The following is a 19,468-nucleotide window of genomic DNA, read 5'->3' as shown; positions in this document are numbered from 1 at the left end:
CGTTGTCGAGACGCCGTGGGATATTTCACGCACCGGGTCAGTTCGTCGCCGGCACCCCCGTCAGCGCCAGCAGCTCGGCCACGAACTCGGCCGGTCGTTCCACGTGCGGGCTGTGCCCGCAGCCGGGAAGTACCACCTCCCGGTAGGTGCCGCCGGCCGCGGCGTACCGGTCCAGCACCGCCCGGGTCTGCCCGACCATCGGCTGCGGCGGGCACGCCTGCTCCCCCGGCCAGCCCGGCACCATCCCCAGCGACCCCAGGTACGCCAGGTCGAACAGCGAGGTGTCCGAGACGATCACGTCGGCGTCGCCGCGTACCCAGGCGACGGGCGGCTTGACCTCGACGGCGACCAGCTCCTCGGCGAGCCGGAAGTGGGCCGGGGCGAGCGCGTTGAGCACGCCCCGCGACCCGGGCGCGGTGCCGGGCCAGTGCGGCGAGGTGCCGGCCGTGCCGGGGTAGTTGTCGTCGCCGGTGGCGGTGGAGAGCAGGCTGTCCAGCAGCAGCTCCTCGTCCTGGCCCAGCGAGGCCGGGTCGGCGACGTAGGTCGTCCGCAGCACGCTGCGCGGGCTGGTCGGAGCGTCCGCGCTCCGGTCGCCGGCGGCGAGCCTGGCCACGAAGTCCGGGTTCACCGAGCCGGCGCCGGTGCCGGCGAAGTCCGGCGTGGTCGGGGTGCCGTCGAGGTCGCGGGTGCCGCCGAAGCCGTACGGCGACACCGGGGCCTCCAGCAGCAGGGCCGCCACCCGGTCCGGGTGGTCGACCAGCAGCCGCATCGCCACCCCGCCGCCGAGGGAGTGCCCGACCACCACCGGACGCGCGCCGGCGGCGAAGAGACCCGGCTCGTCGAGCAGGGCGGCCACGTCGTCGGCGAAGTCGGCCAGTCCCCGGGTCGCGTTTACCGGGGCGGTCTCGGTGTCGCCGTACCCGCGCAGGTCGGGCGCGACCACCCGGAGTGTCGCGGGCAGCCGGCGGACCAGCGGCTCCCAGAACGCCGAGGAGGAGCCGTTGCCGTGCACCAGCAGCACCGGCACGCCGTCCGGCGGCCCGGCCACCCGTACCCGCTGGGTGATGCCGTTCGCCGTCACGGTCCGCTGCTCGATCTCCATCCGCGGCATGCTGCCACGGCGGCGTTGCCCGGTCCATAAGCCGGGCGCCCACGATCCGGCGCGGCCGGCTGTGCCGCGCCGCGCACGACGACCGGGGTGCGGCACCGTCTCCGGAGGTCAGGGACGCGGCGGCAGGTCAGGGGGCGACGTCGGTCCCGGCCGCCGACCCGACCGGCTCGCCGCCGGCGGGCCAGGCGTCGGGCGGCGCGGTGGCGGGGGTGGCCAGCGGCAGCGGCAGGGTCGGCCGGTGATCCCGGCGGACCGGGCCCCCGCCGGCGAAGCGCAGCCCCACCGGATCGGTGGTGGCCAGGCCCGGGTCGAAGAAGCGCAGTTCGGTACGGCCGAGCCGGACCACGTCACCGTCACAGAGCTGCTCCGGGCCGGTGATCCGCCGGTCGTTGAGCCAGGTGCCGTTGGTGGAGCCCAGGTCCACCAGGACGGCCGCGGCGTCGGTCAGCCGCACCTCGGCGTGCCGCCGGCTCAGGTGCGGGTCGGTCACCACGATGTCGGCGGTCGGCGCGCGGCCGATGACCTGCGGCCGTGGGCTCAGCCGGAAGCTGGCCCCGCGCATCGCCCCACCCGCCACCGTCAGCAGCGGTGTCAGTTCCGGATGATCCTCCATGGACAGTCAGCTCCCCACCCACCCTCGCCCCGCGTCAGCGTGCCAGGTCCCAGCCACCCACCTCACCACCCGCGCGGACACCTCCGCGACCCCGGCTGGACAACTCCCGCTAACCGGTCGGCGGCGAGCGGACGGCGCGGCGGAGGCGGCGACGGTCGGCGGCGCGCGGCACGCCGGTCCACGACGGGCGGCCGAGGACCGCTCCGGCCACCCCTACCGGTGGGTAATCTCCGGGTCTAGACTTCCGCCATGACGGCTGTGCATGTCCCCGGCACCCCGGTCATCGAGGGCGATCGGCTGGTCTCGACGAGCCCCGCGACGGGCGCCGAAGCCGGCCGCTTCCCCGTGGCCACCCCCGACGACGTCGCCCGCGCGGTCGAGCGGGCCCGGGCCGCCGGCGAGTGGTGGGCCGGTCTGGGCTTCACCGGGCGCCGGGAGCGGCTGCTGCGCTGGCGCGGCCTGCTCGCCCGGCGGATCGAGGAGCTGGCGGAGCTGGTCCACGTCGAGGGCGGCAAGCCGGTCGCCGACGCCATCGTCGAGATCCTCACCGCGATCGAGCACATCGACTGGGCCGCCCGCAACGCCCGCCGGGTGCTGGGGCCGCGCCGGGTCCGCTCGCGGCTGATCCTGGCCGAGTTCTCCGGCCACCTCGAATACCAGCCGTACGGGGTGGTCGGGGTGATCGGCCCGTGGAACTACCCGGTCTTCACCCCGATCGGCTCCACCGCGTACGCCCTCGCCGCCGGCAACGCCGTCGTGCTCAAGCCGAGCGAGTACACCCCGGCCGTCGGGCAGTGGCTGGTGGACGCCTTCGCCGAGGTGGTGCCGGAGCAGCCGGTGCTGACCGCGGTGCAGGGTCTCGGCGACGTCGGCGCGGCGCTGTGCCGCTCGGGCGTGGGCAAGCTGGCCTTCACCGGCTCGACCGCCACCGCCAAGAAGGTGATGGCGGCCTGCGCCGAGTCGCTGACCCCGGTGCTGCTGGAGGCCGGCGGCAAGGACGCGATGATCGTGGACGCCGACGCCGACCTGGACGCGGCCGCCGAGGCGTGCGTCTGGGGCGCGCTGACCAACGCGGGCCAGACCTGCATCGGCATCGAGCGGGTCTACGCCGTCGAGCCGGTCTACGACGCCTTCGTCGACAAGGTGGTCGCCCGCGCCGGCCGGCTGACCGTGGGCGCGGAGGGCGCCGACATCGGCCCGATCACCATGCCCAGTCAGCTCGACGTGATCCGGCGGCACATCGACGACGCCGTCGCCGCCGGCGGCCGCGCCGTGCTCGGCGGGCCGGGCGCGGTCCAGCCGCCGTACGTGCACCCGACGGTGCTGGTGGACGTCCCCGAGACCTCGGCCGCCGTCCGCGAGGAGACCTTCGGCCCGACGCTGACGATCAGCCGGGTGAGCGACGCCGACGAGGCCGTACGCCGGGCCAACGCGCTGTCGTACGGCCTGGGGGGTTCGGTCTTCGGTCGCAAGCGGGCCGTGGCGATCGCCCGGCGGCTGCGCTCGGGCATGGCCTCGGTCAACTCGGCGCTCACCTTCGCCGGCATGTCCACCCTGCCGTTCGGCGGGGTGGGTGACTCCGGCTTCGGGCGGATCCACGGTGAGGACGGGCTGCGCGAGTTCGGCCGGGCCAAGTCGATCACCCGGCGACGAGCCCGGTCGCTGCTGCCGTCGATGACCTTCGAGCGGACCCCCGCCGACGTGGCGCGCCTGGTCAAGGCCGCCAAGGTGATGTACGGCCGGCGCTGAGCCGGCGTCGGCTCAGAAGAGGGTCAGCTCGTCGCGCTCGATGCCGCGCAGCTTGTCGTAGTCGACCACCACGCACCGGATCCCCCGGTCGGTGGCGAGCACGCGGGCCTGCGGCTTGATCTCCTGCGCGGCGAAGACGCCGGAGACCGGGGCGAGCAGCGGGTCGCGGTTCATCAGCTCCAGGTAGCGGGTGAGCTGCTCCACGCCGTCGATCTCGCCGCGCCGCTTCACCTCCACGGCCACCGCGCCGGAGTTGGCGTCCCGGCAGAGCAGGTCGACCGGGCCGATGGCGGTCATGTACTCGCGCCGGACCAGGGTGAAGCCCTCGCCGAGGGTCTCCGGATTGGCGGCGAGCAGCTCCTGCAGGTGCGCCTCGACGCCGTCCTTGCGCAGGCCCGGGTCGACACCCAGCTCGTACGAGGTGTCCTGGAAGATCTCCTCCAGGGTGATCCGCAGCTCCTCACCGGCCTTGTTGACCACCCGCCAGACGCCCGGGGCCTCCTCGAGCCGGCAGGGCGGGCTCATCCAGTTCAGCGGCTTGTACGCCCGGTCGTCGGCGTGGATCGACACCGAGCCGTCCGCCTTGACCATCAGCAGCCGCGTGGCCAGCGGCAGGTGAGCCGAGAGCCGTCCGACATAGTCCACCGAGCACTTCGCAATCACCAGCCGCACCCGACGAGGGTAGCCGAGGACCCGGCCGTCGCCACCGAGCGGACCTGGCGCGCCGGTGCGATGCTGATTTCGTGTTCGAAGTTCTCACGGGTACCGGTCTCGCGGCATCGGCCGGCCTGAACGCCTACATCCCCCTGATCATCATGGGATTGCTCGCCCGTTACACCGACCTGATCGAGCTGCCGAGCGGCTGGCAGTGGCTGGGCAACGGCTGGGTCGTGCTGATCCTGGCGGTGCTGCTCGCCGTCGAGGTCGTCGCCGACAAGGTGCCTGTGGTCGACCACGTCAACGACCTCGTGCAGACCGTCGTCCGCCCGACCGCCGGCGGCCTGGCCTTCGGTGCCGGCGCCAGCTCGGAGACCGTGACGGTCAGCGACCCTGGGAGCTTCTTCTCGTCCCACCAGTGGGTGCCGGTGGTGACCGGTGTCGTCATCGCGCTCGGCGTGCACCTGCTGAAGTCGGCCGCCCGGCCGGTCGTCAACGCCACCACCGCGGGCTTCGGCGCGCCGGTGGCCAGCACCGCCGAGGACGCGACCAGCGTGGTCATGTCCCTGGTGGCGATCGTGCTGCCGGTGCTGGTGCTGGCCTTCCTGCTGGGGCTGGTGGCCTTCCTCTTCTGGTTCCTGCGACGCCGCTCCGACCGCCGCCGGGAACGCCAGGCGGCCCGCGCGGCCGGCTTCCGCGTCTGACCCGGCTACGCCCACAGGGTGGTCGGGTCCGGTCCGGGGCGATCTTGGACGGGGTGGGTTCCCGGGCGGATATGCCGCTGGCCGGCGCCCCGGGTTGGGGGTGCCGGCCAGCGTGTTGGTTCAGGGTGGGTCAGTTGTTCCAGTGCTTGGCGACGAGGTCGGCGGCCTGCTTCTCCCACTGGGCGTAGTGGTCCGGGTAGGCCGAGACCTGCACGGTCTGGGCGGCCTTGGTCAGCGGCATGTCCTGCCAGCCGTCGACCTGCTTCAGACCCTTCAGGAACGCCATCGTCGAGTACTCGGGGTCGGTGATCTGCTCGACGGTGCCCCAACCGCTCGAGGGGCGCTGCTGGAACAGGCCCTGCGAGTCGTGGTCGTTACGGGCACCCAGGTGACCCAGGTTCTCCAGCTTCGACTCCTGCAGGGCGGTCGCGATCGCCACCACCGCGGCCCGCTCGTCCATGCCCGACTTCTTCGTCGCCGCGATGATCGCCTTCACGTTGGCGGTCTGCTCGTCGTCCAGGTCGATGTGGGACTGCTTGCCCTGCACACCGTGCGGGATCAGCTTGTCCACGCCGGGCTTGTCGGCCTGCACCACGGCGACCGGCTTGGCGTCCATGGCCGGGTTGGTGTGGGCCTCGGTGACGGGGCCGGCGAAGACGCCACCGGCGAAGGCCAGACCAGCGATACCCAGCACGCTCTTACGCAGAATGGTGGTGTTCATGGGGGAAGCTCCTTCAGGGGGTTGACGCCGCCGGTCGACCGGGGGATCGACATGACAGGCGGCGTAAGCACCACGAGCAGGCGCTCACACATACAAGGGGAAAGTCTTCGGTCCGGCAGGCTTCACGAGCGGGGGCTCGGGTGCCGGGTCCATGTGTAACGACCGGCGGCCCACCATCATTCCGGGGCCCGCATCCCCAGGCGACCCAGGTGATCGGGCCAGGCCAGCGGGCTTGCTGCTGCGATCGTCCAGAGGGTGTAACGACCCCGGCCCGGCCACCATTCCACCGCCGTGCCGCCGGTCACGGGACGGCCCGGACCAGCTAGCCCAGACCCGGACATCCGGCACGTCCAGCGGGCCCGTGCAACCGGACATCCGGCACGCCGATGCCCAACCGGGGCCGGTCAGCCGGGCACGCCGGTGCGGGCCCCGAACCGGACATGCGCGCCGACTACTCCCCCGAGCCGCCACGCGCGTGTCTCGTCGGCACGGCGGAACCGAAACAGCGTAATACCTCAGAGTCATATTGATGCCTCTGAGGTATCACCCCTCGTCGCTACTTTCCGTGCGGGTCGGCGGCGTTCAGCGTCTCGACCACCTGGTCGTAGTCGCCGCGCGCCTCGCCGTACCGGAGGAACTTGACCCGCTCGACCTGGATCTCCTTCGCCTCGGGCTGCGCCTCCAGCAGCCCGACCACCTCCGCCACGAACTCGTCCAGCGGCACCGCGAACTCGCTGTGCTCCTGCCCGGGCAGCAGCGAGGTACGCACGGCCGGCGGTTCGAGCTCCACGACCTTCACGGTCGTGTCGGCGAGCTGCAGCCGGATCGACTCGCTGAGCAGGTGGATCGCGGCCTTCGACGCGTTGTAGCTCGGGGTGACCTTGAGCGGCGCGAACGCGAGGCCCGACGAGACCGTCATGATCGTGGCGTCCGGCTGCGCCCGCAGGTGCTCGACGAACGCGGCGATGAGCCGGATCGGACCGAGCACGTTGGTGTTCACCACGGCCTCGGCGGAGGCGAGGAACGTCTCGGGCTGGTGCCAGTCCTCGACGCGCATGATGCCGGCCATGGTGACGAGGACGTTGAGGTCCGGGTGCCTCGCCAGCACCTCCCGCGCGGCCGACGCGATGCTCACCGGGTCCGCCGTGTCGATCGTGACCGTGTCGATGCCCGGGTGCTCGGCGGCGATCTCCTTCAGCAGATCGGTGCGGCGGCCGCCGACGATGACGGTGTTCCCCCTGGCCTGCAGTTCGAGGGCGAGGGCGAGGCCGATCCCGCTGGTGGAGCCGGGAATGAAGACGGTGTTTCCGGAGATGTTCATGCACCCACCTTCACCGGTCCGCCGGGGTGGATGAAGAGAGCGCTCATCGGGGGATCGGCAATCCCTGGTTCGTCCCGGCGGCAGGCGGATACTCGGATCATGGACCGTGCAGCCCTGGCCGACTTCCTCCGCCGCCGCCGGGAGGCGCTGCAGCCCGGGGACGTCGGGCTGGCAGCCGGCGCGCGGCGGCGCGCGCCGGGCCTGCGGCGCGAGGAGGTGGCCGCCCTGGCCGCCATGTCCACCGACTACTACACCCGGCTGGAGCAGCAGCGCGGCCCGCAGCCGAGCCCGCAGATGCTCGCCGCGCTGGCCCGGGCGCTGCGGCTGACGACCGGTGAGCGCGACTACCTGTTCCGGGTGGCGGGGCACAACGCCCCGGCGCGGGTGACGACGGCGACGCACGTCGCCCCGGCGCTGCTGCGCGTGCTGGACCGGCTCGACGACACCCCGGCGCTCATCCTGTCCAACCTCGGCGAGGTCCTCGTGCAGAACCGGATGGCCGAAGCCCTGTTCGGGGACCGGTCGGGCTACACGGGCCTCGCCCGCAGTGAGATCTACCGGTGGTTCACCGACCCGGCCGAGCGGCTGCGCTACCCGGAGGACGACCGCCCCCGGCAGAGCCGCGTTCAGGTCGCCAACCTGCGCGCCGCGTACGGGTCGATGGGCCCGCGGTCGCGCGCCGGTGAGCTGGTGCGGGCGCTGCAGAAGGCGAGCCCGGAGTTCGCCGAGCTGTGGGAGCGGCACGAGGTCGCGCAGCGCTTCGCCGACCACAAGACGCTCATCCACCCGGAACTCGGCGCGATCGAGCTGGACTGCCAGGTCCTGTTCACCGAGGACCAGGCCCAGGCGCTGCTCGTGCTCACCGCGCCACCGCGCAGCGAGGGCCACGAGAAGCTGCGGCTGCTCGCCGTGCTGGGGCACGAGCGTTTCCCCGCCGACACCACACCCGGTTAGCCCCGCCGCACCTCGCCGTGCGACCACACCTCGGGCCCGCCGCACATCGCGCGGCCGGGGTCCGGGCCGAAGCGCGGGTGCGGGCGGCAGATCCGCCGACGGACCGGCCGCCGGGCGGAAGGGGCCGTTCGGGGGCCACCACGAGACCGCCCCCACTGCCATGATCACCCGGTGCTCGCGAAGAACTCCCGCCTCCTGCTCACCGCCGCCACCCTCGCGCTGGCCGCCATCGTCGCGCTCCTCGTCGGTCCCGCGCCCCACCGGGCCCCGGTACGGGCCGTGCTGAAGGCGCCGGCCGGCAACGGACCGGCCACGGCGGGCGGGACCGCCGTACCGCCGGCCCCCGGGCAGAGCGGGCAGCCCGGCAACGGTGGGCGGCCCGGGGAGGACTCCGGGCTGCCCGGGGCGACGCCGCCGGGCACCCTGCCGCCGGTGGTCGACCACGGTCCGCGTACCGGGCGCAAGGTGGCGCTCACCTTCGACGCCGACATGACCGACACCATGCGCCGGCAGCTGCGCGGGCCGCACCCGCCGTCGTACGCGAACCTGGCGATCGTCGAGCTGCTGGAACGGGAGCGGGTCCCGGCCACCTTCTTTCTCACCGGCAAGTGGGTCGAGGACTACCCGGAGCTGACCCGCCGGCTCGCCGCCAACCCGCGCTTCGAGCTGGCCAACCACACCTACGGGCACGCGGCGTTCACCCCGCGCTGCTACCACCTGACGCCGCTGCCCCGGCGGGAGATGACCCGGGACGTGGCGCGGACCTTCGAGGTGATCGGCCGGTACGGCGGCCGGCAGACCCGCTACTTCCGCTTCCCCGGCCTCTGCCACGACCGGACGGCGCTGGCCGAGCTGGCCCCGCTCGGACTGACCGTGGTGGACGGTGACGTGGTCAGCGGCGATCCGTTCGCCACCGCCTGGCAGCCGATCGTCCGGGCGGTGCTGAGCCAGGTCCGGCCCGGTTCGGTGATCATCCTGCACGTCACCGAGGCGAACGCGGCGATGACCGACGAGGCACTGCCCCGCATCCTGGCCGGGCTGGCCGAGCGAGGTCTGGAACCGGCCCCGCTCTCCGAGGTGCTGGGCCGGTGAGCCGGAGCGCGGGCGGCGGGTTTGCGCGACCCGCCTAGCCTGCGGCCATGACGTACCAGCCGATCCCGGTGCCCCCGCGCGACAATCGCCGTACCCTGCGGATCGTCCTGATCGTGGTGGGCGCGGTGCTGGCGCTCTGCTGCCTCGGCGGCGCGGTCGGCGGCTTCTTCGTCTACGGCGCGGCGAAGGAGGCGGTCGGGCCGGTCCGGGAGGCCACCACGAGCTACCTGGACGCCATCCGGAGCGGCGACCACCAGCGGGCGTACGACCTGCTCTGCCGGGATGAGCGGGAGCGGACGTCGCTGGCCGAGTTCCGCCGGCGGTGGGAGGCCGAGCCGCGCCTGGTCGACTACGACGTCGCCGGGCTGACGGTCAACAACACCAACGGCCGGGTCCAGGGCGCCGCCACCGTGCGGCTGACGACGGAGACCGGCGGCACGAGCACTCAGGTGTTGACGCTGGTCAAGGAGGACGGGGCCTGGCGCCTGTGCGGGTGACGGTGCCGCCGAACTCCGCGCCGAAGTCGGGCAAATGCCTACCATCGGCACAGGAGTCGAGAGGGAGGCCGTCATGACCACATCGATCGAAAGGCCCCGGGTGCAGGAGTGCACCGTGGTGTCCTGCGCCTACAACCGCACCAACGACTGCCATGCCTTCGCCATCACCGTCGGCAGCAGCGACCACGCCCACTGCCACACCTTCGTCGAGATGCCGGTGCGGGGCGGGATCGAGCAGCTCATCGCGCAGGTGGGCGCGTGCAGCCGGTCGGACTGCCGGCACAACTCGGAGCTGGAGTGCCACGCCCCGGCGATCACCGTCGCCCCGGACCAGGACATGGCCGACTGCGTGACGTACCAGCCGCTGACCGTGTGAGCCCGCGCGACCGGGCGGTCGCGCGGGCGGTGGGCCGCGGTCAGGCGGTGAGACCGTTCGCCTGGCGGATCACGCCGACCAGTTCGTCGATGATCCCGGTCAGGGCGAAGTCCTTCGGGGTGAAGACCCGGGCGACCCCGGCGGCGCGCAGCGCCTCGGCGTCCCCGGCGGGGATGATGCCACCGACGACGACCGGCAGGTCAGCGCGGCCGGCCGCGCGCAGCCCGTCCAGCACCGCCGGCACGGCCGCGAGGTGCGAGCCGGAGAGCACCGAGAGCCCGACCAGGTCCACGTCCTCCTCGACGGCGGCGGCGACGATCTGCCCGGCGGTCAGCCGGATGCCCTGGTAGACCACCTCGAAGCCGGCGTCCCGGGCGCGTACCGCGATCTGCTCGGCGCCGTTGGAGTGCCCGTCCAGGCCCGGCTTGCCGACCAGCAGCCGCAGCCGGCCGCTGCCCAGCTCGCTGGCGGTGGCGGCGACCCGTTCCCGGACCGCGACGAGGGTGGCGTCCCCGCCGACCCCGGCCGCGCCGGTCAGCCCGGTCGGCGCGCGGTACTCGCCGAAGACCTGGCGCAGCGCGCCGGCCCACTCGCCGGTGGTCACCCCGGCCCGCACGCACTCCAGCGTCGCCGGCATCAGGTTCGCCGTGGTCGCGGCGTCCGCCCGGAGCCGGGCCAGTGCCGCGTCGACCGCCGCCGCGTCCCGGCCGGCCCGCCATTCGCGTACGGAGGCGGTGGCGGCCGCCTCGACCGCCGGGTCGACCTGCTCGACGGCTTCGGCACCGGCCGCGGTCAGCGGCGAGGGCTCGGTCTCGGTGTACCGGTTGACGCCCACCACCACGTCGGCGCCGGACTCCATCCGGCGGCGCCGTTCGGCCAGCGAGGCGACCAGCGCGCTCTTGAGGTAGCCGGTCTCCACGGCGGCCACCACGCCGCCCATCTCCAGCACCTTCTCCAGCTCGACGCGGGCGCCGGTGACGATCTCGTCGACCAGCGCGGTCATCACGTGCGAGCCCTCGAAGAGGTCCGGGTACTCCAGCAGGTCCGACTCGTACGCGAGCACCTGCTGCATCCGCAGCGACCACTGCTGGTCCCACGGGCGGGGCAGGCCGAGCGCCTCGTTCCAGGCGGGCAGCTGCACCGCACGGGCCCGGGCGTCCCGGGAGAATGTGACGCCGAGCATCTCCAGCACGATGCGCTGGATGTTGTTCTCCGGCTGCGCCTCGGTCAGGCCCAGCGAGTTGACCTGCACGCCGTAGCGGAAGCGACGCTGCTTGGGGTTCTGGACGCCGTAGCGCTCGCGGGTGATCTCGTCCCAGAGCGCGCCGAAGGCGCGCATCTTGGCGATCTCCTCGACGAAGCGCACCCCGGCGTTGACGAAGAACGAGATCCGCTGGACCACGTCGCCCATCCGCTCGGCGGGCACCTGGCCGGAGTCGCGGACCTCGTCCAGCACGGCGACGGCGGTGGCCAGGGCGAAGCCGACCTCCTGAACCGGCGTCGCGCCGGCCTCCTGCAGGTGGTACGAGCAGATGTTCGTCGGGTTCCAGCGCGGCATCTCGCGCAGCGTGTACGCGATGACGTCGGCGGTCAGCCGCAGCGACGCCGCCGGCGGGAAGATGTACGTCCCCCGGGACAGGTACTCCTTGATGATGTCGTTCTGCGTCGTCCCCGCGCAGCGCGACAGCTCGGCGCCCTGCTCCGCGCCGACCGTGCCGTAGAGGGCGAGCAGCCACATCGCCGGCGCGTTGATGGTCATCGAGGTGTTCATCTCGGCGAGCGGGATGCCGTCGAAGAGCGCCCGCATGTCGCCCAGGTGGGCCACCGGCACCCCGACCCGGCCCACCTCGCCGGCGGCCAGCTCGTGGTCCGGGTCGTACCCGGTCTGGGTCGGCAGGTCGAAGGCGACCGACAGACCGGTCTGGCCCTTGGCCAGGTTGCGCCGGAAGAGCGCGTTGGTGGCCGCGGCGGAGGAGTGCCCGGCGTACGTGCGCATCACCCAGGGGCGGTCGCGCTCCGGCAGCCGGCCCGGGAGTGCCTTCTCGTCCATGGCCGGAGTTTAAGTTACCGTTCAGTAAAACGGGCTGTGGAAAACCACACAGGTCCATGGAGCGGACCACCGGGCACGGCCGACGCGACATGGCCGACACCACCACACCCCGGCCGGCCGGGACGGCGTCCCAGGTCGCACACTGGACGTCATGGATGACGAGCTCGCGATCTCCGTACGGGGACTGCGCAAGGCGTACGGCGACACCGTCGCGGTGGCGGGGGTCGACCTCGACGTCCGGCGCGGCGAGGTGTTCGCCCTGCTCGGCCCGAACGGCGCGGGCAAGACCACCACGGTGGAGATCCTGGAGGGCTACCGGCAGCGCGACGCCGGCGAGGTCTCGGTGCTGGGCAGCGACCCGGCCCAGCCGGCCGCCGACTGGCGGTCCCGGGTCGGCATCGTGCTCCAGGGCACCGGCGAGTTCGACGAGCTGACCGTGGCCGAGGTGGTCCGACACTTCTCCGGCTTCTACCCGGACGCCGACGACCCGGACAAGGTCGTCGAGCGGGTCGGGCTGGCCGGCAAGGCGAAGGCCCGCACCCACACCCTCTCCGGCGGGCAGAAGCGCCGGCTCGACGTGGCGCTGGGCATCATCGGCCGCCCCGAGCTGCTCTTCCTCGACGAGCCGACCACCGGCTTCGACCCGGAGGCCCGGCGGGAGTTCTGGGAGCTGATCCGGGACCTGGCGGCCGCCGGCACCACCATCGTGCTGACCACCCACTACCTGGACGAGGCCGAGTCGCTCGCCGACCGGGTCGGGGTGATCGCCGGCGGTCGGCTGATCGAGGTGGCCCCGCCGAACCGGCTGGGCAACCGGCAGGAGGCCCTGGCGACCGTGGCCTGGCGTACCCCGGACGGGACGCCGCAGACCGCGCAGAGCGCGACGCCGACGGCGCTGGTGGCGGAGCTGGCCGCGCGCTGCGGCGGCGAGGTCCCCGGCCTGACCGTGACCCGGCCGACCCTGGAAGACGTCTACCTGCGGATGATCGGACAGTCATGACGACCACGACGAAGCCGGCAGCCCCGGTCGCTGCCACCGGTGGCCGGCGGGTGGGGCCCGGTGCCCTCGCGCTGCGGCAGGGCCGGCTGGAGATCACCCAGTTCCTGCGCAGCCGGGAGTCCGTCGTCTTCACGATGGGCTTCCCGATCATCATGATCCTGATCTTCGCGGCGATCTTCGACGGCACCGTCGGCGGCGGGGTGAAGTACACCCAGTACTTCATCACCGGCATGATCGCGACCGGGCTGATGACCGTGAGCTTCCAGAACCTGGGCATCTGGATCCCCATCGAGCGGGACCGGGGGGTGCTCAAGCGCTACCGGGGCACGCCGATGCCGAAGTGGGTCTGGTTCGCCGGCAAGGTGATCATGGTGGTGGCGATCGGCGTCGCGGAGACCGCGCTGCTGCTGGCCGTCGCCGTGACGCTGTTCGACCTCGACCTGCCCGGCACCGCCGCGAAGTGGTTCACCTTCGGCTGGGTCGCCGTGCTCGGGGTGACCGCCTGCACCCTGTGCGGCATCGCCATCTCCTCGCTGGCCCGCACCGCGCGCAGCGGGTCGGCCGTGGTCACCCCGGTCGCCCTGGTGCTCCAGTTCATCTCCGGGGTGTTCTTCGTCTTCACCGAGCTGCCCACCTGGATGCAGCAGGTCGCGGCACTCTTCCCGCTCAAGTGGATGTGCCAGGGGCTGCGGGCGGTCTTCCTGCCGGAGAGCTTCGGCGCGCAGGAGCCGGGCGGCTCCTTCGAGCTGGGCCGGGTCGCCCTGGTGCTGGCGCTGTGGTGCGTGATCGGCCTGGTGCTCTGCCTGACCACCTTCCGCTGGACCACCAGGCGCGACGGCTGATCCGCCGGAGGGTTCCGGCACCGCCGGTCGGCCGGCCCGCTCACCCGCCGGCGACGAGCGCGGCACCGAGCGGCGTACGCCAGTAGAGCACCTCGCGCCCGGACCGCCGTTTGCTGACGGCGCCCGCGTCGAGCAGCACCCGCAGGTGGTCACTCACCGTCCCGAGGGACAGCCCGGTCACCGCCATCAGCTGCGAGGTGCTCAGCGGCGCATCAAGCCTGGCCAGGATGTTGGCCCGGTTCGCGCCGATCAACCGGGCGAGACCGTCGGGTGCCGGTGAGGTGGGATCCACCAGGATTCCGCGTGCCGGATAGACCATCCCGAACCGGGTGGGCACGTCCCACACCACCCAGCCGCGACGGCAGTGTGCCGGCACGAAGACCAGTTGCTCGGCCTCGTCCAGCGACAGCGGCGGCTCCGGGTAGTCGTTGATCTGGAGACGACCGTCGCCCAGCCATCGCATGTCGCGATTGAGGTCGGCGAAGACCCCCGCCCAGCCGCCCGTGCTCAGCGTGGCGGTGCGGGCGACGATGTCCGCCCGTAACCGGCGTTCCCGCTCCGGCCACTCCGGCTCGACGGTGTGCGTCCAGACCCAGGCGAGGAGCTCCACCACCTGATCGGCGAGACCGTCCGCCAGCAACTCGGCGGCGAGCGGCGCCGGGCGGGTGACCCGCAGGTCGGCTCGGATCTGCTCGTCGGACAACCGCGCGACGGACGCCAACTCCGCCGGGAACGTCGGTTCCGGCGAGGCGGGTGCGATGGTGAGGAAGTCCGCGGTCCACCGGGGGTTGAACGACGCGGGCAGCAGCGCCCGGGCCACGGGCCGGGCGGCCAGCATCCGCCGGAACGCCTCGATGTGGCGCTCTCGCCAGGCACGCTGCCAGGGCGTACGCGGGTGATACAGCGCGTGCAGCGCGGCGACCGTGTCGACCATCGGCGAGACCGCGAAGCGGCTGCGCGCGAGCAGATCCGATGGCACCTGCCAGACGCCCACGTTTCGCCTCCAGACGTAACTCTAGGAGATCCACTCGGCGGCCCACACGATCGTGCTCGTGAGAACGTACGCAGACCTGTTCGCGGCCCGTGAGTTCCGCAACCTGTTCCTCGCCAACTGCGCCGGGATCGCAGCGCACACCACGTCAGCGCTGGCGCTGGGCGCGTTGACCTATGCGTCGACCGGCTCGGCACTACTCACCGCGCTCAGCATGTTCGGCGCACCGCTGGCCGGCGTGCTCGGCAGCCTGACGTTGCTGTCGGCCGCGGACAGCCTGCCGCCCCGCCGGGCGCTGACCCTCGCTGCGGTGCTGGTCACCGTCGGAGCGGCGGTGCAGGCCGTGCCCGGGCTGCCACTGTGGGCCCGCTTCACGATCATCTTCGTCAGCGCGTACGTCGGCTCGATCACCGGTGGGGCCAGGTGGGCGCTGCTCACCGACATCCTGCCGGCCAACGCCTACGTACTGGCCCGGGCCACCATGAACACGAGCGTCGGGGTGATGCAGATCGCTGGGTTCGGGCTGGCCGGCGCCCTGCTCGTCCTGCTGACCCCGTACCAGGTGTTCCTGCTCGCCGCGGTGCTCCGGGCGGTGGCCGCCGCGGTGGGCTGGTTCGGGCTGTCCGAACGCCCGGTCCGGGTCACCGAGCGGACGACGATCGCGCGCACCGTGCGGGTGAACAAGGAACTCTGGGCAGACCCGGGCCGCCGCTCGCTGTTCCTGAACCTGTGGGTACCCAACGGTCTGATCGTCGGGTGCGAGGCGCTCTTCGTCCCGTACGCCGGTGACCGCGCCGGCTTCCTGTTCGCCGCTGCCGCCCTCGGCATGCTGATCGGGGACGTGGTGGTGGGGCGGTTCCTGACGGGGGCCCGGCGGGAGCGGTGGGTTCCCGCACTGCGGTTGCTGCTCGCAGTCCCCTATCTGGTCTTCCTGCTGTCGCCGCCGCTACCACTGGCCATGGTCGTCGCACTGATCGCCTCGGTCGGCTTCGCCGCCGGGCTGCCGTTGCAGGAGCGGCTGATCGCCCACTCGCCACCCGAGGCCCGTGGCCAGGTGCTCGGCCTGCACCACAACGGCATGCTGGCCGGGCAGGCGGTGTGCGCCGCGCTCGCCGGTACGGTCGCGGACCTGGTCCCGGCGTACTGGGCCGTCGCGCTGCTGGCCGGGGCGTCGCTGGCCGCCACCGTCGCGCTCACCTCGGGGTTGCGACGGACCGCACCCGAACCCGTTCCGGCGATACCGACGCCACCGGCGTGAGCACGCTCCCGGCGACCTCACCGGCCGTACCGAGGTGCGATCCGGCGGCGACGGCCCGGTGCAGGACGAAGGCGCCGGCGGCCACCCGCCCTGGGCGGTTCGAGCGCCGCCGGCGCCCGGCGTCGAGGTCGGCTCAGTACGTGTAGAAGCCCTTGCCGGTCTTGCGGCCCAGGTCGCCGGCGGTGACCATGCGCTGGAGCAGTTCCGGCGGGAAGAACTTCTCGTCGGCGGTGTCGGTGTAGATGTTCTTCGAGGCGTGCAGCAGCACGTCCACGCCGGTCAGGTCGGTGGTGGCCAGCGGACCCATGGCGTGGCCGAAACCGAGCTTGCAGGCGGTGTCCAGGTCCTCGGCCGACACCACGCCGGACTCGACGAGCTTGACCGCCTCGACGACCAGCGCCGCGATCAGCCGGGTGGTGACGAAACCGGCGATGTCCCGGTTGACCACCACGACCGTCTTGCCGATCCCCTCGGCGAACGCCTTCACCGTCGCCAGCGTCTCGTCGCTGGTCTTGTAGCCCCGGACCAGCTCGCAGAGCTTCATCATCGGCACCGGTGAGAAGAAGTGGGTGCCGACGACCGCCTCCGGCCGCTCGGTCACCGACGCGATCTGGGTGACCGGGATGGCCGAGGTGTTGGTGGCCAGCACCGCGTCGGCCTTGCAGATCTTGTCCAGCGCGCGGAACACCTCGTGCTTGATCTCCAGCCGCTCGAAGACCGCCTCGACCACGATGTCCGCGTCGGCGACCGCCTCCAGGTCGGTGGTGGGGGTGATCCGGCCCAGCGTCGCCTCGACCTCGGACGCGTCGATCCGGCCCTTCTCGGCGAACTTCTCCAGCGACTTCCGGATGCCGTCGACGCCCCGCTTGGTGGCCGCGTCGTCCAGATCGCGCAGCGTCACCTGCCAGCCCGCCTGCGCCGCCACCTGGGCGATGCCCGAACCCATCAGCCCGGCACCGACGACCGCGAGTCGACCCGCCATCTGCTTCTCCCTCGCTGCGATTGAGTGTCTGTCTGCACCCTAGTCGGCGAGCCTGAACGACGGCTAAGGCACCGGCCGCGGCGGCGGAGCCGGTCAGATGGTGAGGTCCGGGGCCTCCGGCGCGGTCCCCCGCTCCACCCGCACACCGAGCGCCCGCAGGTCGGCCACGAAGTCCGGATAGCCCCGGTCCACGTGGTACACGTGGGAGACCTCGGTGACCCCCTCGGCGCAGAGCCCCGCGATGATCAGACCCGCGCCGGCCCGGATGTCGGTGGCGCGTACCGGGGCGCCGGAGAGGCGGTCGCGACCGCATACCAGCGCGTGGTGGCCGTCGGTCTTGATGTCCGCCCCCAGCCGCATCATCTCGTTGGCGAACATGAACCGGCCGTCGAAGATGTTCTCGGTGATCAGGGAGGCGCCGTCACTCACCGCGGCCAGGCCGATCGCCATCGGCAGCAGGTCGGTGGCGAAGCCCGGGTACGGCAGGGTGACCACGTCGACGGCGGCGGGCCGGTCGTCGGCGCGTACCCGGAAGGCGTCGCCGCGAGTCTCCACCAGTGCGCCGGCCGAGACCAGCTTGTCCAGCGCGACCTCCAGGTAGGCCGGGTCCACGCCGGTGACGGTGACGTCTCCCCGGGTCATCGCGGCGCCGAACGCCCAGGTGCCGGCGACGATCCGGTCCCCCACCGTGGCGTGCCGCACCGGGTGCAGCTCGGGCACCCCGACGATCCGCAGCGTGGAGGTGCCCGCGCCGGAGATCCGCGCGCCCATCTGGTTGGCCATCGTGCAGATGTCGACGATCTCCGGCTCCCGGGCCGCGTTGTCGATCACCGTCACGCCGCGGGCCAGCACCGCCGCCATCACCAGGTTCTCGGTCGCCCCCACGCTGGGGAAGTCCAGCACGATCTCCGCGCCGTGCAGGCCGTCCGGAGCCGATGCGATGACGAAGCCGTGTTCACCGGAGATGTCCGCGCCCATCCGGGTCAGCCCGGAGATGTGCATGTCCAGCCCCCGGGAGCCGATCGCGTCCCCGCCCGGGTGGGCCACCCGGACGTGCCCGCGACGGGCCAGCAGCGGGCCCAGCACGCAGATCGACGCGCGCAGCCGGCGGACGAGGTCGTAGTCGGCCTCCACGCCGGGCCGCTCCGGGACGTCGATGACGACCGAGCGGGACCGGGCGGTCCCACCTCGGGCGACCATCGGGTCGACCGGATCGTCCGCCTCGAACCGCACGCCGCAGCCGAGCCGGCGCAGCACCTCCCCCATGATCGCGATGTCGGTGATCCGGGGGACGTTGGTGATCACGCTGCGCCCCGGGGCGAGCAGCGCGGCGGCCATCAACTTGAGCGCGGAGTTCTTGGCACCGACCACGTGCACGGTGCCGGCCAGCCGGGCGTCACCGCCGACCCGGATGACGTCGACGTCGTTGACCGCCTGGTCGCCGGCGTCGCCGGCCCCCGCTCCGCCCGGCCAGCCGAGGGCGGGGTCCGGCCGTGCCGGGATCGTCAGGTCCGGTATCCGTAGGCTGTGCGTCATGGCCGTCCACCTCACGCGCATCTACACCAAGGCCGGCGACGCCGGCATGACCAGGCTGAGCAACAACGAGCAGGTGCCGAAGACCGACCCGCGGATCGCCGCGTACGCGGACGTCGACGAGTGCAACGCCGCGATCGGCGTGGCGCTCGCCCTGGGGCAGCTCGACGAGGAGCTCCGGGCGGTGCTGGGGTCGATCCAGAACGACATGTTCGACGTCGGCGCCGATCTGGCCACCCCGGTCGAGCCGGATCCGGCGTACCCGCCGCTGCGGGTCACCGAGGAGTACGTGGAGCGCCTCGAGGGCTGGTGCGACGAATACAACGCACGCCTGAGCAAGCTCGACTCCTTCATCCTCCCCGGCGGCACCGCTGGCGCGGCGCTGCTGCACGTGGCACGGACGGTCGCCCGGCGCGCCGAACGGGCCGCCTGGGCACTGGTCGCGCACGACCCGGATCGCACCAGCTCCCTTCCGGCAAAGTATCTCAACCGCCTCTCCGACCTGCTGTTCATCCTGTCAAGAACGGCAAATCCGGACGGAGATGTGCTATGGGTGCCGGGCGGTAGGCGCTGAGCGTCGGCGCGCTGCACCACGTCGAGGTCTGGGTGCCCGACCTCGACGCCGCCCGGGCGAGCTGGGGCTGGTTGCTGGGCGAGCTGGGTTGGACGCCGTACCAGGACTGGCCCGCCGGCCGGTCCTGGCGGCTCGGCCCGACGTACCTGGTGCTGGAGGAGTCTCCCGCGCTGTCGGGGCGGGCGCACGACCGGCTCGCCCCCGGGCTCAACCACCTCGCGTTCCACGCCGGTCCGCCCGCCGCGGTGGACCGGCTGGTCGCGGCCGCACCCGCGCACGGCTGGACACTGCTCTTCCCCGAGCGCCACCCGCACGCCGGCGGCCCGGACACCTACGCCGCCTACCTCACCGACACCCACGGGTACGAAGTCGAGCTGGTCGCCTCCGACGAAACCGGTAACGGCCCACGGTAAGAAGCGTCTGACGGCGCCGGACACGTGAGG

At 72.7% G+C, this 19,468-nt stretch carries 20 protein-coding genes; 11 read left to right on the top strand and 9 right to left on the bottom strand.

Annotated features, from left to right (window positions below):
* Nucleotides 1–37 precede the first annotated feature (37 nt).
* Both KBX37_RS13325 and KBX37_RS13320 read right to left on the bottom strand, forming a co-directional pair.
* Nucleotides 38–1,102 (bottom strand): alpha/beta hydrolase, encoded by a 1,065-nt coding sequence (locus tag KBX37_RS13325; RefSeq protein ID WP_247657897.1) that lies wholly within the window; start codon nt 1,100–1,102, stop codon nt 38–40.
* A gap of 136 nt (nt 1,103–1,238) precedes the next feature.
* Nucleotides 1,239–1,724, bottom strand: a complete 486-nt coding sequence (locus tag KBX37_RS13320) for an FHA domain-containing protein (protein ID WP_210776209.1) — start codon at nt 1,722–1,724, stop codon at nt 1,239–1,241.
* A 249-nt stretch (nt 1,725–1,973) separates the two neighbouring features.
* Between KBX37_RS13320 and KBX37_RS13315 the strand changes: the two genes are divergently transcribed.
* Entirely contained in the window at nt 1,974–3,473 is a 1,500-nt protein-coding gene (locus KBX37_RS13315) for an aldehyde dehydrogenase family protein (RefSeq protein WP_210776208.1), read from the top strand.
* 12 nt (nt 3,474–3,485) lie between these two features.
* Here KBX37_RS13315 and nucS read toward each other — a convergent pair whose 3' ends face one another.
* On the bottom strand, nt 3,486–4,145 hold the full coding sequence (gene nucS / locus KBX37_RS13310) for an endonuclease NucS (protein WP_088964445.1): 660 nt from the start codon (nt 4,143–4,145) through the stop codon (nt 3,486–3,488).
* A gap of 71 nt (nt 4,146–4,216) precedes the next feature.
* On the opposite strand from nucS, the gene KBX37_RS13305 reads away from it, so the two are divergent.
* Nucleotides 4,217–4,834, top strand: coding sequence for a DUF4126 domain-containing protein (locus tag KBX37_RS13305; RefSeq protein ID WP_179805899.1), 618 nt, complete (start codon nt 4,217–4,219; stop codon nt 4,832–4,834).
* 130 nt (nt 4,835–4,964) lie between these two features.
* Here the strand turns inward: KBX37_RS13305 and KBX37_RS13300 are convergent, their stop codons facing one another.
* Nucleotides 4,965–5,555 carry a hypothetical protein gene (locus KBX37_RS13300; protein ID WP_210776207.1) on the bottom strand — a complete coding sequence of 197 codons (591 nt, stop codon included), beginning with the start codon at nt 5,553–5,555 and terminating at the stop codon, nt 4,965–4,967.
* 556 nt (nt 5,556–6,111) lie between these two features.
* Entirely contained in the window at nt 6,112–6,876 is a 765-nt protein-coding gene (locus tag KBX37_RS13295) for an SDR family oxidoreductase (RefSeq protein WP_210776206.1), read from the bottom strand.
* A 99-nt stretch (nt 6,877–6,975) separates the two neighbouring features.
* Between KBX37_RS13295 and KBX37_RS13290 the strand changes: the two genes are divergently transcribed.
* From KBX37_RS13290 to KBX37_RS13275, 4 genes are all read left to right on the top strand, one after another.
* Complete coding sequence (locus KBX37_RS13290; protein WP_210776205.1) at nt 6,976–7,830, top strand: helix-turn-helix transcriptional regulator; 855 nt, start codon at nt 6,976–6,978, stop codon at nt 7,828–7,830.
* Nucleotides 7,831–8,001: 171 nt separating this feature from the next.
* Complete coding sequence (locus KBX37_RS13285) at nt 8,002–8,922, top strand: polysaccharide deacetylase family protein (RefSeq protein WP_307849056.1); 921 nt, start codon at nt 8,002–8,004, stop codon at nt 8,920–8,922.
* Between the two features lie 47 nt (nt 8,923–8,969).
* Complete coding sequence (locus tag KBX37_RS13280) at nt 8,970–9,419, top strand: DUF4878 domain-containing protein (protein ID WP_210776204.1); 450 nt, start codon at nt 8,970–8,972, stop codon at nt 9,417–9,419.
* 73 nt (nt 9,420–9,492) lie between these two features.
* On the top strand, nt 9,493–9,795 hold the full coding sequence (locus KBX37_RS13275; RefSeq protein WP_210776203.1) for a DUF1540 domain-containing protein: 303 nt from the start codon (nt 9,493–9,495) through the stop codon (nt 9,793–9,795).
* A gap of 40 nt (nt 9,796–9,835) precedes the next feature.
* Here KBX37_RS13275 and KBX37_RS13270 read toward each other — a convergent pair whose 3' ends face one another.
* Nucleotides 9,836–11,845 carry a protein meaA gene (locus tag KBX37_RS13270; RefSeq protein ID WP_210776202.1) on the bottom strand — a complete coding sequence of 670 codons (2,010 nt, stop codon included), beginning with the start codon at nt 11,843–11,845 and terminating at the stop codon, nt 9,836–9,838.
* A 151-nt stretch (nt 11,846–11,996) separates the two neighbouring features.
* On the opposite strand from KBX37_RS13270, the gene KBX37_RS13265 reads away from it, so the two are divergent.
* Together KBX37_RS13265 and KBX37_RS13260 are read left to right on the top strand one after the other, a co-directional pair.
* Nucleotides 11,997–12,845 carry an ABC transporter ATP-binding protein gene (locus KBX37_RS13265; RefSeq protein WP_210776201.1) on the top strand — a complete coding sequence of 283 codons (849 nt, stop codon included), beginning with the start codon at nt 11,997–11,999 and terminating at the stop codon, nt 12,843–12,845.
* Complete coding sequence (locus KBX37_RS13260; RefSeq protein WP_210776200.1) at nt 12,842–13,687, top strand: ABC transporter permease; 846 nt, start codon at nt 12,842–12,844, stop codon at nt 13,685–13,687. Before KBX37_RS13265 ends, KBX37_RS13260 begins: the two co-directional genes overlap by 4 nt.
* A gap of 40 nt (nt 13,688–13,727) precedes the next feature.
* Here the strand turns inward: KBX37_RS13260 and KBX37_RS13255 are convergent, their stop codons facing one another.
* Nucleotides 13,728–14,681, bottom strand: coding sequence for a helix-turn-helix domain-containing protein (locus tag KBX37_RS13255; protein ID WP_210776199.1), 954 nt, complete (start codon nt 14,679–14,681; stop codon nt 13,728–13,730).
* 58 nt (nt 14,682–14,739) lie between these two features.
* On the opposite strand from KBX37_RS13255, the gene KBX37_RS13250 reads away from it, so the two are divergent.
* Nucleotides 14,740–15,936, top strand: a complete 1,197-nt coding sequence (locus tag KBX37_RS13250) for an MFS transporter (protein WP_210776198.1) — start codon at nt 14,740–14,742, stop codon at nt 15,934–15,936.
* A gap of 133 nt (nt 15,937–16,069) precedes the next feature.
* Here the strand turns inward: KBX37_RS13250 and KBX37_RS13245 are convergent, their stop codons facing one another.
* A complete protein-coding gene (locus tag KBX37_RS13245) occupies nt 16,070–16,918 on the bottom strand; it encodes a 3-hydroxyacyl-CoA dehydrogenase family protein (protein WP_210776197.1) in 849 nt (282 codons plus the stop codon).
* 93 nt (nt 16,919–17,011) lie between these two features.
* Nucleotides 17,012–18,454 carry a UDP-N-acetylglucosamine 1-carboxyvinyltransferase gene (gene murA, locus KBX37_RS13240; RefSeq protein ID WP_210776196.1) on the bottom strand — a complete coding sequence of 481 codons (1,443 nt, stop codon included), beginning with the start codon at nt 18,452–18,454 and terminating at the stop codon, nt 17,012–17,014.
* On the opposite strand from murA, the gene KBX37_RS13235 reads away from it, so the two are divergent.
* Together KBX37_RS13235 and KBX37_RS13230 are read left to right on the top strand one after the other, a co-directional pair.
* On the top strand, nt 18,453–19,025 hold the full coding sequence (locus KBX37_RS13235) for a cob(I)yrinic acid a,c-diamide adenosyltransferase (RefSeq protein WP_210776195.1): 573 nt from the start codon (nt 18,453–18,455) through the stop codon (nt 19,023–19,025). The two genes, murA and KBX37_RS13235, sit on opposite strands and share 2 nt — an antisense overlap.
* A complete protein-coding gene (locus KBX37_RS13230; RefSeq protein WP_210776224.1) occupies nt 19,022–19,438 on the top strand; it encodes a VOC family protein in 417 nt (138 codons plus the stop codon). The genes KBX37_RS13235 and KBX37_RS13230 overlap by 4 nt, the downstream gene beginning before the upstream one ends.
* Nucleotides 19,439–19,468 lie beyond the last annotated feature (30 nt).

The sequence above is a fragment of the Micromonospora sp. U56 genome (assembly GCF_018070095.1).
GTDB lineage: Bacteria > Actinomycetota > Actinomycetes > Mycobacteriales > Micromonosporaceae > Micromonospora > Micromonospora purpureochromogenes.
The sequence above is the reverse complement of the archived record's forward strand: the minus strand, read 5'-3'. Positions and strand labels throughout refer to the sequence as shown.

What these genes read in the sequence shown, in the direction of transcription:
- KBX37_RS13290 (WP_210776205.1), top strand. Translation starts at nt 6,976, where the DNA reads ATGGACCGTGCAGCCCTGGCCGACTTCCTCCGCCGCCGCCGGGAGGCG.
- KBX37_RS13320 (WP_210776209.1), bottom strand. Translation starts at nt 1,724, where the DNA reads ATGGAGGATCATCCGGAACTGACACCGCTGCTGACGGTGGCGGGTGGG.
- KBX37_RS13260 (WP_210776200.1), top strand. Translation starts at nt 12,842, where the DNA reads ATGACGACCACGACGAAGCCGGCAGCCCCGGTCGCTGCCACCGGTGGC.
- KBX37_RS13275 (WP_210776203.1), top strand. Translation starts at nt 9,493, where the DNA reads ATGACCACATCGATCGAAAGGCCCCGGGTGCAGGAGTGCACCGTGGTG.
- KBX37_RS13265 (WP_210776201.1), top strand. Translation starts at nt 11,997, where the DNA reads ATGGATGACGAGCTCGCGATCTCCGTACGGGGACTGCGCAAGGCGTAC.
- KBX37_RS13295 (WP_210776206.1), bottom strand. Translation starts at nt 6,876, where the DNA reads ATGAACATCTCCGGAAACACCGTCTTCATTCCCGGCTCCACCAGCGGG.
- KBX37_RS13280 (WP_210776204.1), top strand. Translation starts at nt 8,970, where the DNA reads ATGACGTACCAGCCGATCCCGGTGCCCCCGCGCGACAATCGCCGTACC.
- KBX37_RS13315 (WP_210776208.1), top strand. Translation starts at nt 1,974, where the DNA reads ATGACGGCTGTGCATGTCCCCGGCACCCCGGTCATCGAGGGCGATCGG.
- KBX37_RS13270 (WP_210776202.1), bottom strand. Translation starts at nt 11,845, where the DNA reads ATGGACGAGAAGGCACTCCCGGGCCGGCTGCCGGAGCGCGACCGCCCC.
- KBX37_RS13235 (WP_210776195.1), top strand. Translation starts at nt 18,453, where the DNA reads ATGGCCGTCCACCTCACGCGCATCTACACCAAGGCCGGCGACGCCGGC.
- KBX37_RS13300 (WP_210776207.1), bottom strand. Translation starts at nt 5,555, where the DNA reads ATGAACACCACCATTCTGCGTAAGAGCGTGCTGGGTATCGCTGGTCTG.
- murA (WP_210776196.1), bottom strand. Translation starts at nt 18,454, where the DNA reads ATGACGCACAGCCTACGGATACCGGACCTGACGATCCCGGCACGGCCG.
- KBX37_RS13245 (WP_210776197.1), bottom strand. Translation starts at nt 16,918, where the DNA reads ATGGCGGGTCGACTCGCGGTCGTCGGTGCCGGGCTGATGGGTTCGGGC.
- KBX37_RS13325 (WP_247657897.1), bottom strand. Translation starts at nt 1,102, where the DNA reads ATGGAGATCGAGCAGCGGACCGTGACGGCGAACGGCATCACCCAGCGG.